The sequence below is a fragment of the Streptomyces sp. WM4235 genome (genome assembly GCF_001279725.1).
In the GTDB taxonomy this organism is placed as follows: Bacteria; Actinomycetota; Actinomycetes; order Streptomycetales; family Streptomycetaceae; genus Streptomyces.
Genome location: NZ_LGDE01000445.1, coordinates 17,176 through 31,146, shown reverse-complemented (window position 1 = coordinate 31,146; position 13,971 = coordinate 17,176). Strand labels below are relative to the sequence as shown.

Sequence of the window (13,971 nt, the reverse complement as noted above, 5' to 3'; positions counted from 1 at the left end):
GGGTGGGTCAGTGGGGTCGGTGGGGCGGCGCCGCTCGGTGAGGGCGGTGGGGTCCCCCGGCTCGGCGAGGTCGCCCGGCTCGGCGAGGGCGGAGGGGTCCCCCGGCTCGGCGAGGGCGCCCGGCTCGGCGAGGGCGGAGGGGTCCCCCGGCTCGGCGAGGGCGGAGGGGTCCCCCGGCTCGGCGAGGGCGCCCGGCTCGGCGAGGGCGCGCGGCCAGGTCGGCTCGGAGGGGTCGGGCGGGTCCGCTGCGTGGTGGTCATGGGGCGGACCTGCCCGGTGGCGGTGCGGCCCACCCCCGGGCCGGGTCGGGATCAGCGGTTCGGGTGGTCCGGGGCCAGGAAGACGACGACGCCGGTCTCGGTGCCGGGCAGCGCGGTGACCTCGTGCCAGCCCAGGCGCCGGTACGTCGCCACCGTGTCGTGGGCGAGCCGGGAGGTCAGCAGCCAGGCGCGCCGGTCGGGGGCGTCGGCGGTGATCTCGGTGAGCAGGTCGCGGCCGGTGCCGCGGCCGCGCGCGTGGGGGCGTACGGCGAGTTCGTCTATCTCCAGCGCGCCGGTGAGGAGTTCCTTGACCCGGGCCGGTCCGAGCTGGGCGGCGACCTGGGCGTACGCGCGGTTCTTGGGGAAGGCGTTCGGGGTGAGCCAGCCGGTGGCGAAGCCGTCGATGCCGGTCGCGGACTGGGCGAGGGCGGTACGGAAACCACGGCGCCGGGCGTCGGCCGGGAGGCGGGCCGCGAACAGGCGAATGGTTTCTTCATCCTCGTTCCACGGTGGGGCGGAGAAGACGTCGGCGTAGGCGTCGACCAGTTCGTCCGCGAGGTCGAGGACGGCCTGTCCGTAGCAGATCACGATGTCCGGGCTCCTGATGTCGAGGGTGGGGCGGTGGGGTGGCGGATCCCGCGGGCACAGACACCCGAGGGCTGTGGTGGGGAATCTCCCGTTTGTCTTGGGAGAGCGAATTTATGCGCTTCGGGTTGCCGGGACGGGCATCACGCGGATCAGGAGAGTGTGCGACAAATCCCCTCCCCGGTCTCCGTGTCGGGAAACCGGACGGCGCGTTGTCCAGCCGTGGACAGACTGTTTCGAGCGGCCGGCGGGTGCGCCCTGGCCTTCCTCCTCGTGCTCGGTTGCGTGGCGTTGCTGCCGCCTTCGGTGCAGGCCGCGGTGCCGGACTCGGTGATCGGCGGGATCGCGATGGTGTGCGGGGCGCTGGGTGCCCGTCGGATGGCCAGGCGCTCGCGTTAGCCTCGTCGGACAACCGTACGCATGGTTCCCCGGACTGCCGGACTGCCGGACTGCCGGACTGAACGGACCGTGCGGGGCGACTACGTCAGAACGCGCAGAGGGAGTGGGACACATGGAGCGGGTACCGACCTCGTTGGTGGCGGCGGCCGGACTGGTGGGCGGCTACGCCGTGGCCCGGTGGACCGGGAAGCGCCCCCTGGGCGGGGTCGTCCTCGGCGCGGCCGGGATCGCCGCCGGCCGTGGCTGGCACCGGCGGGCCGGCGCGCCCGCCGCGGCCGGACTCGGGGCGCTGTACGTGGCCGGCTTCGCGGGCTCCCACCCCCTCGCCAAGAAGGTCGGCGCCTGGCCGGCCGTGTTCGGCGCGGCGGGCGTGGTCGCGGCGGCCGCCTGGGTCGTGGCCGACCGGGGCTGAGCCGCCCCCCTGAGCCCGGCCGGAGTGCGGGGCCCAGGACGGGGCCCAGGCCCGCCCCGGCAAGGTCCGAAAGAGACGGCCTACGCCCCGAACGCCTTCGACACCGAGTAGATGAGCAGTCCCGCCAACGCGCCCACGACCGTGCCGTTGATCCGGATGAACTGGAGGTCGCGCCCGATGTGCGCCTCGATCTTCCGCGAGGTGTGCTCCGCGTCCCATCCCGCCACCGTGTCGGTGATCAACGAGGTGACCTCCGTCCGGTAGGTGGTGACCACGTACACCAGCGCGCCCTCGATCCAGCCCTCCAGCTTGGCCTGGAGCCGGCCGTCCGTGGCCAGCCGCGCGCCCAGGGACATCAACGAGGACCGCACCCGCAGGCGCAGTTCGCTCTGCTCGTCCTCGGCCGCCGAGAGGATCATCGACCGGATCGCGGTCCAGGCCGAGGCGATCACGTCCTGCACCTCGCCCCGGGACAGGACGTCGTTCTTGAGCCGCTCGACCCGTGCCCGGGTGTCGGTGTCCGATTGCAGGTCGACCGCGAAGTCCTTCAGGAACCGGTCCACCGCGCCCCGTGCCGGGTGCTCGGGCATGTCCCGCATCTCGGTGACGAAGCGCAGCAGCTCCTTGTACACCCGGTCGCCGATCTTGCGGTCGACGAACCGGGGGGTCCAGCCGGGGGCACCGCCCTGTACCGCGTCCATGACCGAGTCCCCGTGCAGCACGAGCCAGTCGTGCGCCTTGACGCAGATCAGGTCGACGCCGCGGTGGTGCCCGCCGTCCGCGACGACCCGCTCCAGCATCTTTCCGATGCCGGGCGCGATCTCGGCGCTCTCGGCCCGTCTGGTGATCGCCTCGCCGACGACGGCCTGGACGTCGGCGTCGCGCAGGACGGTCAGCGCCCCGCGCAGCGCGGTGGCCAACTCCGCCGTGACCCGGTCGGCGTGGGCGGGCTCCGCCAGCCAGGATCCGAGCCGGCCGCCGATCCCGAGCGCGCCGAGGCGGGCCCGCACCACTTCCGCGGAGAGGAAGTTCTCCCCGACGAACTCCCCGAGGGAGACGCCGAGCTGGTCCTTCTTCGTCGGGATGATCGCGGTGTGCGGGATGGGCAGGCCCAGCGGTCGCCGGAACAGCGCGGTGACCGCGAACCAGTCGGCGAGCGCGCCGACCATGCCCGCCTCGGCCGCCGCCGCCACATACCCGGCCCAGGCGCCCGCGCCCCTGTGCTCCGCCCATGTGGCGAGCACGTAGACCAGTGCCACCAGGACCAGCAGGCCGGTGGCGGTGGCCTTCATCCGGCGTACGCCGCGCTGCCGCTCCTCGTCCGCCGCGTTGAACACGAACGCGCCTCGGGCGGGTGGTGCGGCCGGTGCCGCGGCCCCGGCGTGCGCCCTGTCGCGGTTGTCCACGTCTTCCACGTGCTCCTGCCTTCCCCCGGTGGCCGGTTTTGTCTGCATAGCATCCGACTCCCGGGAGGTCCGAGGAGTTCCCGGCGCGCCGTACCGATCCCCCCGAGGGAGGACCGTCGGCGATCCGGGCGAACCTCCCCGGCAAGATCCGCGAGGAACGCCTACAGCTCCTTGCGGGGCCGCCCGCCGCGCGCCTGCTTGGGCGTCTTCGGCGGCTTGACCTTGATCTCGACCCCGCCCCAGAAGGCGAAGCCGTTCACGACCACCCGCGGAGCCCCCGGTTCCGCCCGCTCGGAGCTCGGGCGCTGATCGAAGGCGCCCATCACCCCGATGCCCCGAACGTCCACCTCCACGCCCGGCGGCACGATGATCTGGATCCCGCCCATGACGGCGACGCAGGTGATCACCACCTCTCGCTGGGCGAAGTTCGCCTCCCGCAGGTCCAGCTCGCCGCCGCCCCAGAACGCCACCGCGTTGAAGCGGGCGGGCACCGTCCAGTGCCCCTTGCGCTGGAACCCCGACATCACGGCGACGGCCGTGGCGGAGGTGCCCGAGCCGCCGATCCGCGCGGGCCACGCGACACCGGAACCCGCGGGCGCGGGCTGCCCGGACGCCAGGGGGGCCACGGCCCCCGGCACGGCGGGCAGGTCGCGCGTCAGCGGTTCCAACTCACCGTAGGTACGGGACGCGTACGCCGCCTCCAGCCTCTCCTCGAACTCCTCCATGTCCAGCCGGCCCTCGGCGACGGCGTCCCGCAGGCGCTCCACCACCCGGTCCCGGTCGGCATCGGACGCCCTCAGTTCCGGCAACGGCCTCTCCGACCGATCGTCACTCATGTGGCCCAGCCTATGCAGTGATCGCGGCGAGTTGTATGGCCCGAGCGGCCCACCGCACCCGGGCTTTACCCTGAGTCGCCCCGGACCCGCGGCGTGCGCCCCCGCCCCCGCGCCGTGGACGAGGCGTCACCCCCGGCCCGCGTACATCCGCGCGATCACGTCCTCGATGTCCGGCTCGCGCACCGACAGGTCCACCAGCGGGTACTGCGCCGCCACCGCCGCCACCAGCGGCGCCGCCGACGCCTGCGCGGGGAACGCCAGCCACTGCCGGGGCCCGTCCACCCGCACCACCCGCGCCCCGACCACCTCGATCGGCGGGACCTCCCGTTCCAGGTCCACCACCAGCGTCCGCTCGCCCGCCCCGCCGGCCACCGACGTGTGCAACCCGCCCAGCGGACCGTCGTACATCAACCGCCCGTGGTCGATCACCATCACCCGCTCGCAGAGCTGCTCGATGTCCTGGAGGTCGTGCGTGGTCAGCAGGACCGTCGTGCCCAGTTCCTCGTTCAACTGCCGCAGGAACCCGCGTACCCTCGCCTTGCTCACCACGTCGAGCCCGATCGTCGGCTCGTCCAGGTACAACACCTCCGGATCGTGCAGCAGCGCCGCCGCGATGTCACCGCGCATCCGCTGCCCCAACGACAGTTGGCGTACCGGTACGTCGAGCAGCTCGGCCAGGTCCAACCGGTCCACGCAGCGTTCCAGGTTCTCCTTGAACCGCGCCGCCGGGATCCGGTACATCCGCCGCATCAGCCCGTAGGAGTCCTTCAGCGGCAGGTCCCACCAGAGCGTGGTGCGCTGCCCGAACACCACCCCGATCCGGTGCGCGAGCCGCATCCGCTCCCGTGCCGGGTCGATGCCGGCCACGCGGAGCCGGCCGGCGCTCGGGGTGAGGATCCCCGTCAGCATCTTGATCGTGGTGGACTTGCCGGCGCCGTTCGGTCCGATGTAGCCGACGACCTCGCCCCGCGCGATCTCGAAGCTGATCCCGTCCACGGCCCTGACCCGGCGTTTCTCCCGACGTACCAGGCCCACGCGGCGTCGTACGTCGAAGACCTTCTCGACCCCGTCCAGCGAGATCAACGTGTCCGTTGCCATCCCTGCCTCAACTCCCCGTGCTGCGGTACGAACGAACTCCCGCGCGCCACGCGAGCGACGCGGGCAGGAACACCACGAAGGCCACCAGGGGGCTCAGGTAGGCCACCCATCCCGGCAGGCCCAACGGGTCGGGCCGCCCCAGCACGTGCAGTGCGGGCAGCCAGTTGACGAAGGCCAGCGGCACGATGAAGGTCACCCCGCGCAGCAGGTCCTTCGCGAAGACGGTCGGCGGGTACTGGAGCATCGTGCAGCCGCCGTAGGTGAAGGAGTTCTGCACCTCCGCCGCGTCGCCCGCGACGAACTGGAACGCCGCCCCGGCCACCATCACCGCCCCGAAGATCGCCGCCCCGGCCGTGATCATCACCGGTACCAGCAGCACCTTCCCGGGCGTCCACGCCACCTGGGGGCCCAGTGTCCAGAGCGCCCAGGTCAGCACACCGAGCCCCTGGGCGATCCGACCCACCCGTCGCAACGCGAACCGGTCCGCCGCCACCTGCGCGAGCACCGGCACCGGCCGCACCAGCATCGTGTCGAGCGAGCCGTCCCGGATCCGGACGCCGATCCGGTCGGTGTTGCCCAGCAGCAGGTCCGCGAGGCCCAGGGAGGCCGAGCAGGACCCGTACAGCAGGGCGATCTCGGGCAGGGTGAAGCCGCCCAGCGCGTCCACGTGCGAGAACATGATGGAGATCGCCACGAAGTCGAGCAGGGTGATCACCGCGTTCCCGAAGGTGGACAGCAGGAACGACGCCCGGTACGTCATCGTCGAGCGGATCCACATCGCCGCGATCAGCCGGTAGCCCCGCAGCCCCTCCCGCACCCGACCGCGTCGCGGGAGGTCCGACAGTCCGACCGGCGGCCGCTCCAGCGTCGTCTCAGCCACCCTGGACCACCACCTTGCGCGTCGCCGCCGACTGGACCAGCCGCCCCAGCCCCAGCAGGACGACCGCCCAGAACACCTGGAACCCGAGCGCCCCGGCGGCGCCCCCGGCCCCGGAGTGCTTGCCCATCAACACGTCCATCGGCACCTGGAGCATCGCCGCCCACGGCAGGGCGCGGACGAACTCCCCGAAGGCGCCGGGGAAGATCGTCAGCGGCAGCAGCATCCCCGAGCAGAAGATCGACACGACGGTCGCCATCAGGTTGATCCCGGCCCCGTCCATCAGCCAGAAGGCGGCCAGCCCGAGCAGGTAGCGCACCCCGAAGCCGACCACCAGTCCGAGGATCACGGACACCATGAAGAGCGCCCAGCGCCACGGGTCGGTCGGCAGCGCCAGCCGGAACGCGAGCGCGCCCGCCACGATCGGCAGCACCCCGCGCCCCAGCAGTTGGAAGGCGGCCCGGCCCAGGTCGGAGGCGAGCCACCACATCTGGAGGTCCGCCGGGCGGTACAGGTCCACGGCGATGTCCCCCGTGCGGACCCGCTCCTGGATCTCCTCCTGGAACCCGCCCCCGATGAGCGCCCCGGCCGCCAGCAGCGACTGGCTGACCCAGACGAAGGTGAGGGCCTCGGCCTGGTCGTACCCGCCGAGGCCGGGGCGCTCGTCCCAGAGCGCCATGTACGTGTACGCGACGATGAAACCGAACACGGTGTTGGTGAACACACCGGCCGCGGTCGCCGTCCCGTAGGTGGCGTAGCGCCGGAATCCGCCGGCTGCGACGGCCGTGTAGAGAGCAGCTCTCTGACGCACCGTATCCCTCCGTTTCCCACGTCGTTCCTGTGTCGGCCAAAGCGCGCGAGCTTAGTGCGGAGGGGCGATCCACGCGACCGATTTATGCCCGTCCGGCGCGGAATCAGTGGTCATCAGGTAGACACCATGAGGGACAGATGTGGACATTTGGCACGGCGGCCGCGAGGAGCCCAGGAGATGAGCGACCAGTCACCACCCCCGGGCTGGACTCCTCGCGACCCGGACTCCCCCGACGAACCGCAACCGACCCCGAGCGTCGGACGTGGCCCCGGGGGCACGCCCCGGGACGAGGACGGCGGCGCGCGGACCGCCGGGAACACGGCCGGGAGCACGGGCCCGAAGCCCGGCAAGGCCAGGCGCGGGCGGACCGGTTGGCGCCGGGCCCTCCCCACCTGGCGCATGCTCCTGGGCGGCGTCCTGCTGATCGCCCTGCTGGTCGGCGGCGCCCTGGTCGCCGGCTACCTGTTGGTCCGCATCCCGCCCGCCAACGCCGCCGCCACCGCCCAGTCCAACGTCTACCTCTACGCCGACGGCTCCCCGCTCGCCCGTGACGGCGAGGTCGACCGGGTCAACGTCGCGCTCTCCCAGGTCCCGCGCACGGTCCAGGAGACCGTACTGGCCGCCGAGGACCGGGACTTCCACTCCGAACGGGCGGTGGATCCCAAGGCGATGCTCCGCGCCGCGTGGAACACGCTCACCGGCAAGGGCAGGCAGTCCGGCTCGACCATCACCCAGCAGTACGTCAAGAACTACTACCTGGGCCAGGAACAGACGGTGAAGCGGAAGGCCAAGGAGTTCTTCATCGCGATCAAACTCGGCCGTGAGAAGTCGAAGGACTACATCCTGGAGGGCTATCTGAACTCCAGTTACTTCGGCCGCAACGCCTACGGCATCCAGGCCGCCGCCCAGGCCTACTACGGCAAGGACGTGGGTACGCTCGGCACCGCCGAGGGCGCCTACCTCGCCACCCTCCTCAACTCCCCCAGCGCCTTCGACGTCGTCGCCCACCCGCAGAGCCGCGGTCGCGCCGTCGCCCGCTGGAACTACGTCCTCGACGGCATGGTGAAGAAGGGCTGGATGACCCCGGCCGAACGGGCGGCGGCCCGGTTCCCCGAACCCGGCAAACTCCGCCCGGCGGCCGGGCTGTCCGGGCAGCGCGGCTACCTCGTCGAAGCCGTCAAGGACTACATCGTCGATCGCGGGATCCTCGACGACAAGACCCTCGCCGAGGGCGGCTACCGGATCGCCACGACCATCGACAGGCGCCGCCAGAACGCCTTCGTCGCCGCCGTCGACACCGAGATGGTCGCCAAACTCGACCCGAGGACGCGCAAGGCCGACCGCGTCGTACGGGCCGGCGGGGTCTCCATCGACCCGGCCACCGGCAAGGTCGTCGCCATGTACGGCGGCATCGACTACACCCGCCAGTACGTGAACAACGCGACCCGGCACGACTACCAGGTGGCCTCCACCTTCAAGCCGTTCGTGTTCGCGGCCGCCGTCGAGAACGACTCCCACACCCAGGACGGCCGCCCCATCACCCCGAACACCCTCTTCAACGGCGACAACAAGCGCCGGGTCGTGGGCACCCGGCTGGTCTACGCGCCGGAGAACGAGGGGCAGTTGTCGTACGGGGACATCACCGTGAGCACCGCCACCGACCTCTCCGTCAACACCGTCTTCGCCCAGATGGTCGTCGACGTCGGCACCGCCAAGGTCAAGGAGACGGCGGTCGCCCTCGGCATCCCCGCGAACACCCCGAACTGGGATCCCGGCCCGGCGATGGCACTCGGCACCATCCAGGCCAGCGTCCTGGACATGACCCAGGCCTACGCGACGCTCGCCGACCACGGCCGCCGCACCCCCTACACCTTCCTGGAGAAGATCAGCAAGGGCGGCGACACCGTCCGCCTCCCCGACCGCGCCCCGCAGCAGGCCGTCAGCCGCGAATCGGCGGACACCACCACCTCGATGCTGGTCAGCGTGGTGGACAACGGCACCGGCACGGCCGCCCTCGCCGCCGGCCGGCCGGCGGCCGGCAAGACCGGCACCGCCGAACTGGACCGCGCCGCCTGGTTCGCCGCGTACACCCCGGACCTGGTCACGGTGGTCTCGATGATGGGCCAGGACCCCGACACGGGCAGGCTGGAGTCCCTGTACGGGGCGCTCGGCGAGAACCGCATCGGCGGCGGCGGGTACCCGGCGCGCATCTGGGCGGCGTACACCAAGACGGCCCTGGAGACCACGGACCCGGTCGACTTCGACCTCGAACTCCAGGAGGGCGCGGCCCCACCCCCGGAGCCACCCGTCGAGCCGAGCCGGACGCAGAACCCGGGCAGCCGGACCCCCGCCGCTCCCGTGTCGCCGAGCCGGCCCGCCCGGCCGAGCGACGGCGGGGACCAGGGCGGCCGGGACCAGGGTCGGACGCAGGGACAGGGGCGGAACGAGGGCCAGGGCCGCGACCAGGGGCAGACCGACGGCGGACGGAACACGGGCGGCGACACCGACGGCGGGCAGAGCACCGGGGGCGACACCCAGGGCGGCCAGACCAACGGCGGACAGGCCACCGCGGGCCGGACCACCGGGGGCGACACCGGTGGTGGCCAGAGCCGGGGCGGCCAGAGCGCCGGGGGCGACGGCCAGGGCGACCAGCCCCCGCCGGACCAGGGCCCGGGCGGACTCCTGCGGGGCCGGCGTCCCCCGGCGGACTACCTGGAGTGACGCGCGCCGGCCCGCCACGCGCGGCGGGGCGGCACCCGGTCAGTGACCGGAGGTCGCCTTCAGGCCCACGACGGCGACCAACAGCAGGCAGATGAAGAAGATCCGGGCGGCGGTGACGGGCTCACCCAACACCGCCATCCCCAGCACCGCCGCGCCGGCCGCACCGATGCCCACCCAGACCCCGTAGGCCGTGCCGATCGGCAGGGTCTTGGCGGCGTAGGACAGCAGCAGCATGCTGGCGACGATCCCGGCGCCCGTGAACACGCTGGGCCAGAGTCGGGTGAATCCCTCGGTGAACTTCATGCCGATCGACCAGCCGACTTCGAGCAGACCGGCGACGATGAGCAGAACCCAGGCCATGACAGGCACCTCCGGAACGAGAGCGAACGGGGTGCGTCGTCTTGTCGTACAGCCAAGGCCACCCGGTACGGCGCGTCTCGTCGGGGTTCCTTCCCACCGTAGCAAAGGACGACGAAAAGGGCCGGTGACCTCGGCCACCAGCCCCTCTCCCCGCTCCTACAGGTCTCGCGGCGCTCCTACAGGTACAGCCCGGTGGAGTCCTCGGACCCCTCCAGCCGCTCCGCGGCCACCGCGTGCAGGTCCCGCTCGCGCATCAGCACGTACGTCGCCCCGCGCACCTCGACCTCGGCCCGGTCCTCGGGGTCGTACAGCACCCGGTCGCCGGGCTCCACGCCCCGGACGTTCTGTCCGACCGCGACCACCTCGGCCCAGGCGAGCCGCTTGCCCACCGCGGCCGTCGCCGGGATCAGGATGCCGCCGCCCGAGCGCCGCTCGCCCTCGGGAGAGTCGGATCGTACGAGCACGCGGTCGTGCAGCATGCGGATGGGCAGCTTGTCGTGGGTGGTGGTGTCGTCGCTCACGCCCCGAACCTACCCGCCCGCGCGCCCGGTGTACGCCGGCGGGCCATCAGCGCTTGCGGCGCACGGCCAGCACCACCAGACCGGCGACACCGACCGCGAACAGCGCGAGCGGCACGATCCGTTCGAGGCGCGGCGCTCCGTCGTCGTGCCGCAGGCCGTCCTTCACGTCCGTCACCAGACGGTTCGCGGCGACCACGGCACGCCCGGCGGTGTGGTCGACGACGCCGACCACCTTGGCCTTGGCGTCCCCGACGATCGTCTTCGGGTGCACGCGCACACCGATCTCGTCGAGCGTCTCGGCCAGCTGCTCCCGGCGGCGGACGATGTCCGCCTCGATCTGTGCGGGGGTCCTGGCATCCTGTGCGGGGGTCCTGGCTTCCGGCACCGCGCTGCCTCCGTCGTCGTGGTCGGTCGTGAAGGGGGCGTAAGCCCACCCTGAACAGTCTGTCAGCTTAGTCTCGGACCGTACCGATCCCCTCCCGAGGAGACTCCTGACATGAGCGAGCGACTTGAGCCGGGCGACACCGCCCCCGCCTTCACCCTGCCCGACGCGGACGGCAACGAGGTCTCGCTTGCCTCCCACAAGGGCCGCAAGGTCATCGTGTACTTCTATCCGGCGGCCCTGACCCCGGGCTGCACCAAGCAGGCGTGCGACTTCACGGACAATCTGGCCGTACTCGCCCAGGCGGGTTACGACGTCATCGGTGTCTCCCCCGACAAGCCGGAGAAGCTGGCGAAGTTCCGCGAGCAGGAGAGCCTGAAGGTGACCCTGGTCGGCGACCCCTCGAAGGAGGTCCTGGCGGCGTACGGGGCCTTCGGCGAGAAGAAGCTGTACGGCAAGACGGTCACCGGGGTCATCCGCTCGACGGTGGTCGTGGACGAGGACGGCAAGGTCGAGCGGGCCTTCTACAACGTCAAGGCCACCGGCCACGTGGCCAAGATCATCAAGGATCTGGGCATCTGATCCGACGCGGGGGGCGCGGCCGTCGCGCCCCAACTGCCGTGCGTCCACCCACACATGGTGTCGGTGGGACCGTCGCCGCGGGATCGGCCGGTCCTGTAGGCCGGGGCCGTCGGCTGCCCGCTATCATGGCAGGCGGCCGGCGGCGGTGGCGCAACGGCGACGCAGCAGACTTAGGATCTGTGGCCCGTGAAACGGCTTGAGGGTTCGAATCCCTTCCGCCGCACCCGTGAGGGCCTGTGAATCGAAACGCGATTCACAGGCCCTTCGTGCTACCCGAGCAGTTCGCGGATCACCGGGACCAGGGCCCGGAAGGCCTGGCCCCGGTGGGAGATGGCGTTCTTCTCCGCCGCGGAGAGTTCCGCGCAGGTGCGGGTGTCGCCCGAGGGCTGGAGGATCGGGTCGTAGCCGAAGCCGCCGGCGCCGGCCGGGGTGTGGCGCAGGGTGCCCAGGAGCCGGCCCTCGACGACGCGTTCGGTTCCGTCCGGGAGGGCGAGGGCGGCGGCGCAGGCGAAGTGGGCGCCGCGGTGCTCGTCGGCGATGTCCCCGATCTGGGCCAGGAGCAGGTCCAGGTTGGCCTTGTCGTCGCCGTGGGCGCCGGCCCACCGGGCGGAGAAGATGCCGGGGGCGCCGTTCAGGACGTCCACGCAGAGGCCGGAGTCGTCGGCCACGGCCGGCAGGCCGGTGGCCCGGGCGAGGGCGTGCGCCTTGAGCAGGGCGTTCTCGGCGAAGGTGACGCCGGTTTCCTTGACGTCGGGGATCTCCGGGTACGCGTCCGCGCCGACCAGCTCGTGCGGCAGGCCGGCGTCGGACAGGATGGCGTGGAGTTCGGAGATCTTGCCCGCGTTGCGGGTGGCGAGGATCAGGCGCGGCGAGGTCGTCATGCGCCGATTATCCCGCGCCGCCCGGCGGCGCCCGGCGACGGGTCAGCCGGGGGTGCAGACCTTGGAGATCTCCGAGGCGGCGTCGGCGACCGGCTGGATGTCGGGGTTGACGTTGCCGCCCTCGATGGAGGTGCGGACGTTCTTCACGGCGGTGGTCATCGAGTCGATGGCCTTGCCCAGGTCGGCGTTGTCGGTCTGGTCGCCGATCTTCTTCAGGTTGGTGTCGATGGCGTTGAGGGCGTTCTGCGCGTCCTGCGGGCTGTTGCCGGCCTGCGAGACCGCCTGCTGGAGGTCGTTGGCGCTGTCCGCGATGGCCACGGCGGTGTTGGCACAGTCCATCGCGGTGGAGATGGCGTCGCAGGAGGTGAGCGCCGGCACGGCGAGGGCGGCCGCGAGGGCGACGGCGGCTATGCGGTGCTTCGGCTTGGGCGAGAGCTTCATGCGGGTCCCCCCGGGAGTCGTGGATGCCCGGGTCCGCGGTGCGCGGATACCCGGATGCGCGGATACGTGGACGGACGCACGGTGGTGACACCGTGCGCCCGTACCGCGTATCCGCGTAGACGCCGGGCGACGCCCGGCGGTTGCCGTCAAGGGGCCTGGAGCTCCAGGGCGCCGAGCTGGAGGGCCTGAAGGTCGGCGCAGCCGCCGGCGGCGAGGTCGAGGAGGGCGTTCAGTTCCTTGCGGTCGAAGGGCTCGCCCTCGGCGGTGCCCTGGACCTCGACGAAGCGGCCGTCGCCGGTGCAGACGACGTTCATGTCGGTCTCGGCGCGGACGTCCTCCTCGTAGCAGAGGTCGAGGAGGGGTTCGCCGTCGACGATGCCGACGCTGACGGCGGCCACGGTGCCGACGAGGGGCTTGCGGCCGGCCTTGATCAGCTTCTTCTTCTGACCCCAGGCCACGGCGTCGGCGAGGGCGACGTAGGCGCCGGTGATGGCGGCGGTGCGGGTGCCGCCGTCGGCCTGGAGGACGTCGCAGTCGAGGACGATCGTGTTCTCGCCGAGGGCCTTGTAGTCGATGACGGCGCGCAGCGAGCGGCCGATCAGGCGGGAGATCTCGTGGGTGCGGCCGCCGATCTTGCCGCGGACGGACTCGCGGTCGCCGCGGGTGTTGGTGGAGCGGGGCAGCATCGAGTACTCGGAGGTGACCCAGCCTTCGCCGCTGCCCTTGCGCCAGCGCGGGACGCCTTCGGTGAAGGAGGCGGTGCAGAAGACCTTGGTGTCGCCGAAGGAGATGAGGACGGAGCCCTCTGCGTGCTTGCTCCATCCGCGTTCGATGGTGACCGGGCGGAGCTGTTCGGGCGTGCGGCCGTCGATGCGAGACATGGTGGCGAGCCTAGTCGGTGCGGGGGTACGAGAAGACCCCGTCCGGATGGGTCCGGTACGGGGTCCTGCCCTACGGGCGCGGGGTGCGCGCGGGTTCCGAGCGGGTGGGCTCAGCTCACATCATGTCTTCGATGTCGGCGGCGATCGGGTCGGCGTCGGTGCCGATGACGACCTGGATCGCGGTGCCCATCTTGACGACGCCGTGGGCGCCGGCGGCCTTCAGCGCGACCTCGTCGACCAGGCCCGGGTCCTTGACCTCGGTGCGCAGGCGGGTGATGCAGCCCTCGACCTCTTCGATGTTGTCGATACCGCCGAGCCCGGCGACGATCTTCTCAGCCTTGGTGGCCATCTGTTTCTCCCTGAGTGTTACGAAGAACGAGTCTCGGCGGCCGGATGCCTGACTGCCCACCCGGGAGCTCCGCTTCGTCACGGTAACTCACGGTTGGCCCATCTACACGAGCGCGTGCCCGGCATCTGCCGAATGATGACGATCAGCATCAACCTGCCCTCCGGGCGGG

The 13,971-nt window shown here is 71.9% G+C and carries 17 protein-coding genes, 1 tRNA gene and 1 riboswitch; of the genes, 5 read left to right on the top strand and 13 right to left on the bottom strand.

All coding sequences use genetic code 11. The features are described 5' to 3' along the window. Window positions 1–311: 311 nt before the first annotated feature. Window positions 312–848, bottom strand: coding sequence for a GNAT family N-acetyltransferase (locus tag ADK55_RS30035; RefSeq protein ID WP_234350314.1), 537 nt, complete (start codon window positions 846–848; stop codon window positions 312–314). A gap of 219 nt (window positions 849–1,067) precedes the next feature. Here ADK55_RS30035 and ADK55_RS38875 point away from each other — a divergent pair, with 219 nt between their 5' ends. Further along, entirely contained in the window at window positions 1,068–1,244 is a 177-nt protein-coding gene (locus tag ADK55_RS38875; protein ID WP_159041601.1) for a hypothetical protein, read from the top strand. A gap of 112 nt (window positions 1,245–1,356) precedes the next feature. Next, entirely contained in the window at window positions 1,357–1,656 is a 300-nt protein-coding gene (locus ADK55_RS30030) for a hypothetical protein (protein WP_053683112.1), read from the top strand. A gap of 80 nt (window positions 1,657–1,736) precedes the next feature. On the opposite strand, the gene ADK55_RS30025 is transcribed toward ADK55_RS30030, so the two are convergent. From ADK55_RS30025 to ADK55_RS30005, 5 genes are all read right to left on the bottom strand, one after another. Next, window positions 1,737–3,110 carry a DUF445 domain-containing protein gene (locus ADK55_RS30025; protein WP_078999574.1) on the bottom strand — a complete coding sequence of 458 codons (1,374 nt, stop codon included), beginning with the start codon at window positions 3,108–3,110 and terminating at the stop codon, window positions 1,737–1,739. A gap of 113 nt (window positions 3,111–3,223) precedes the next feature. Further along, window positions 3,224–3,898 carry a DUF1707 SHOCT-like domain-containing protein gene (locus tag ADK55_RS30020; protein ID WP_053683110.1) on the bottom strand — a complete coding sequence of 225 codons (675 nt, stop codon included), beginning with the start codon at window positions 3,896–3,898 and terminating at the stop codon, window positions 3,224–3,226. A 126-nt stretch (window positions 3,899–4,024) separates the two neighbouring features. Beyond that, window positions 4,025–4,996, bottom strand: a complete 972-nt coding sequence (locus ADK55_RS30015; RefSeq protein WP_053683108.1) for an ABC transporter ATP-binding protein — start codon at window positions 4,994–4,996, stop codon at window positions 4,025–4,027. 7 nt (window positions 4,997–5,003) lie between these two features. Further along, window positions 5,004–5,774, bottom strand: a complete 771-nt coding sequence (locus tag ADK55_RS30010) for an ABC transporter permease (RefSeq protein ID WP_053683122.1) — start codon at window positions 5,772–5,774, stop codon at window positions 5,004–5,006. 94 nt (window positions 5,775–5,868) lie between these two features. After that, the gene (locus ADK55_RS30005; RefSeq protein WP_053683107.1) at window positions 5,869–6,684 is read right to left on the bottom strand and encodes an ABC transporter permease; all 816 of its coding nucleotides are present in this window, start codon (window positions 6,682–6,684) and stop codon (window positions 5,869–5,871) included. Between the two features lie 177 nt (window positions 6,685–6,861). Here ADK55_RS30005 and ADK55_RS30000 point away from each other — a divergent pair, with 177 nt between their 5' ends. After that, window positions 6,862–9,405, top strand: a complete 2,544-nt coding sequence (locus tag ADK55_RS30000; protein ID WP_053683105.1) for a transglycosylase domain-containing protein — start codon at window positions 6,862–6,864, stop codon at window positions 9,403–9,405. Window positions 9,406–9,444: 39 nt separating this feature from the next. On the opposite strand, the gene ADK55_RS29995 is transcribed toward ADK55_RS30000, so the two are convergent. The 3 genes from ADK55_RS29995 to ADK55_RS29985 form a co-directional block, all read right to left on the bottom strand. Further along, a complete protein-coding gene (locus tag ADK55_RS29995; protein ID WP_053683103.1) occupies window positions 9,445–9,765 on the bottom strand; it encodes a DMT family transporter in 321 nt (106 codons plus the stop codon). Between the two features lie 30 nt (window positions 9,766–9,795). Continuing rightward, window positions 9,796–9,878, bottom strand: a riboswitch (guanidine-III (ykkC-III) riboswitch). Window positions 9,879–9,941: 63 nt separating this feature from the next. Next, window positions 9,942–10,244, bottom strand: coding sequence for a GroES family chaperonin (locus ADK55_RS29990; RefSeq protein ID WP_053683120.1), 303 nt, complete (start codon window positions 10,242–10,244; stop codon window positions 9,942–9,944). An 88-nt stretch (window positions 10,245–10,332) separates the two neighbouring features. After that, entirely contained in the window at window positions 10,333–10,671 is a 339-nt protein-coding gene (locus ADK55_RS29985; RefSeq protein WP_053683101.1) for a DUF3618 domain-containing protein, read from the bottom strand. A gap of 111 nt (window positions 10,672–10,782) precedes the next feature. Here ADK55_RS29985 and bcp point away from each other — a divergent pair, with 111 nt between their 5' ends. Continuing rightward, a complete protein-coding gene (bcp, locus tag ADK55_RS29980; protein ID WP_053683099.1) occupies window positions 10,783–11,250 on the top strand; it encodes a thioredoxin-dependent thiol peroxidase in 468 nt (155 codons plus the stop codon). Window positions 11,251–11,389: 139 nt separating this feature from the next. Further along, a tRNA-Leu gene (locus ADK55_RS29975) sits at window positions 11,390–11,473 on the top strand. Between the two features lie 46 nt (window positions 11,474–11,519). Here the strand turns inward: ADK55_RS29975 and rdgB are convergent. The 4 genes from rdgB to ADK55_RS29955 all read right to left on the bottom strand — a co-directional run bounded on the left by rdgB (window position 11,520) and on the right by ADK55_RS29955 (window position 13,862). Next, a complete protein-coding gene (gene rdgB, locus ADK55_RS29970; protein ID WP_053683096.1) occupies window positions 11,520–12,131 on the bottom strand; it encodes an RdgB/HAM1 family non-canonical purine NTP pyrophosphatase in 612 nt (203 codons plus the stop codon). A 42-nt stretch (window positions 12,132–12,173) separates the two neighbouring features. Then, window positions 12,174–12,572, bottom strand: coding sequence for a hypothetical protein (locus ADK55_RS29965; RefSeq protein WP_053683094.1), 399 nt, complete (start codon window positions 12,570–12,572; stop codon window positions 12,174–12,176). Between the two features lie 146 nt (window positions 12,573–12,718). Beyond that, window positions 12,719–13,453, bottom strand: a complete 735-nt coding sequence (gene rph / locus ADK55_RS29960; protein ID WP_053683092.1) for a ribonuclease PH — start codon at window positions 13,451–13,453, stop codon at window positions 12,719–12,721. Window positions 13,454–13,568: 115 nt separating this feature from the next. After that, window positions 13,569–13,862 carry a glucose PTS transporter subunit EIIB gene (locus ADK55_RS29955; protein ID WP_078999572.1) on the bottom strand — a complete coding sequence of 98 codons (294 nt, stop codon included), beginning with the start codon at window positions 13,860–13,862 and terminating at the stop codon, window positions 13,569–13,571. Window positions 13,863–13,971: the final 109 nt, after the last annotated feature.

Coding starts and splice junctions, on each gene's coding strand:
- ADK55_RS29965 (WP_053683094.1), bottom strand. CDS start 12,572: ATGAAGCTCTCGCCCAAGCCGAAGCACCGCATAGCCGCCGTCGCCCTC.
- ADK55_RS29990 (WP_053683120.1), bottom strand. CDS start 10,244: ATGCTGCACGACCGCGTGCTCGTACGATCCGACTCTCCCGAGGGCGAG.
- ADK55_RS30015 (WP_053683108.1), bottom strand. CDS start 4,996: ATGGCAACGGACACGTTGATCTCGCTGGACGGGGTCGAGAAGGTCTTC.
- ADK55_RS30000 (WP_053683105.1), top strand. CDS start 6,862: ATGAGCGACCAGTCACCACCCCCGGGCTGGACTCCTCGCGACCCGGAC.
- rdgB (WP_053683096.1), bottom strand. CDS start 12,131: ATGACGACCTCGCCGCGCCTGATCCTCGCCACCCGCAACGCGGGCAAG.
- ADK55_RS29995 (WP_053683103.1), bottom strand. CDS start 9,765: ATGGCCTGGGTTCTGCTCATCGTCGCCGGTCTGCTCGAAGTCGGCTGG.
- ADK55_RS30010 (WP_053683122.1), bottom strand. CDS start 5,774: ATGTGGATCCGCTCGACGATGACGTACCGGGCGTCGTTCCTGCTGTCC.
- rph (WP_053683092.1), bottom strand. CDS start 13,453: ATGTCTCGCATCGACGGCCGCACGCCCGAACAGCTCCGCCCGGTCACC.
- ADK55_RS30020 (WP_053683110.1), bottom strand. CDS start 3,898: ATGAGTGACGATCGGTCGGAGAGGCCGTTGCCGGAACTGAGGGCGTCC.
- bcp (WP_053683099.1), top strand. CDS start 10,783: ATGAGCGAGCGACTTGAGCCGGGCGACACCGCCCCCGCCTTCACCCTG.
- ADK55_RS30030 (WP_053683112.1), top strand. CDS start 1,357: ATGGAGCGGGTACCGACCTCGTTGGTGGCGGCGGCCGGACTGGTGGGC.
- ADK55_RS30025 (WP_078999574.1), bottom strand. CDS start 3,110: ATGCAGACAAAACCGGCCACCGGGGGAAGGCAGGAGCACGTGGAAGAC.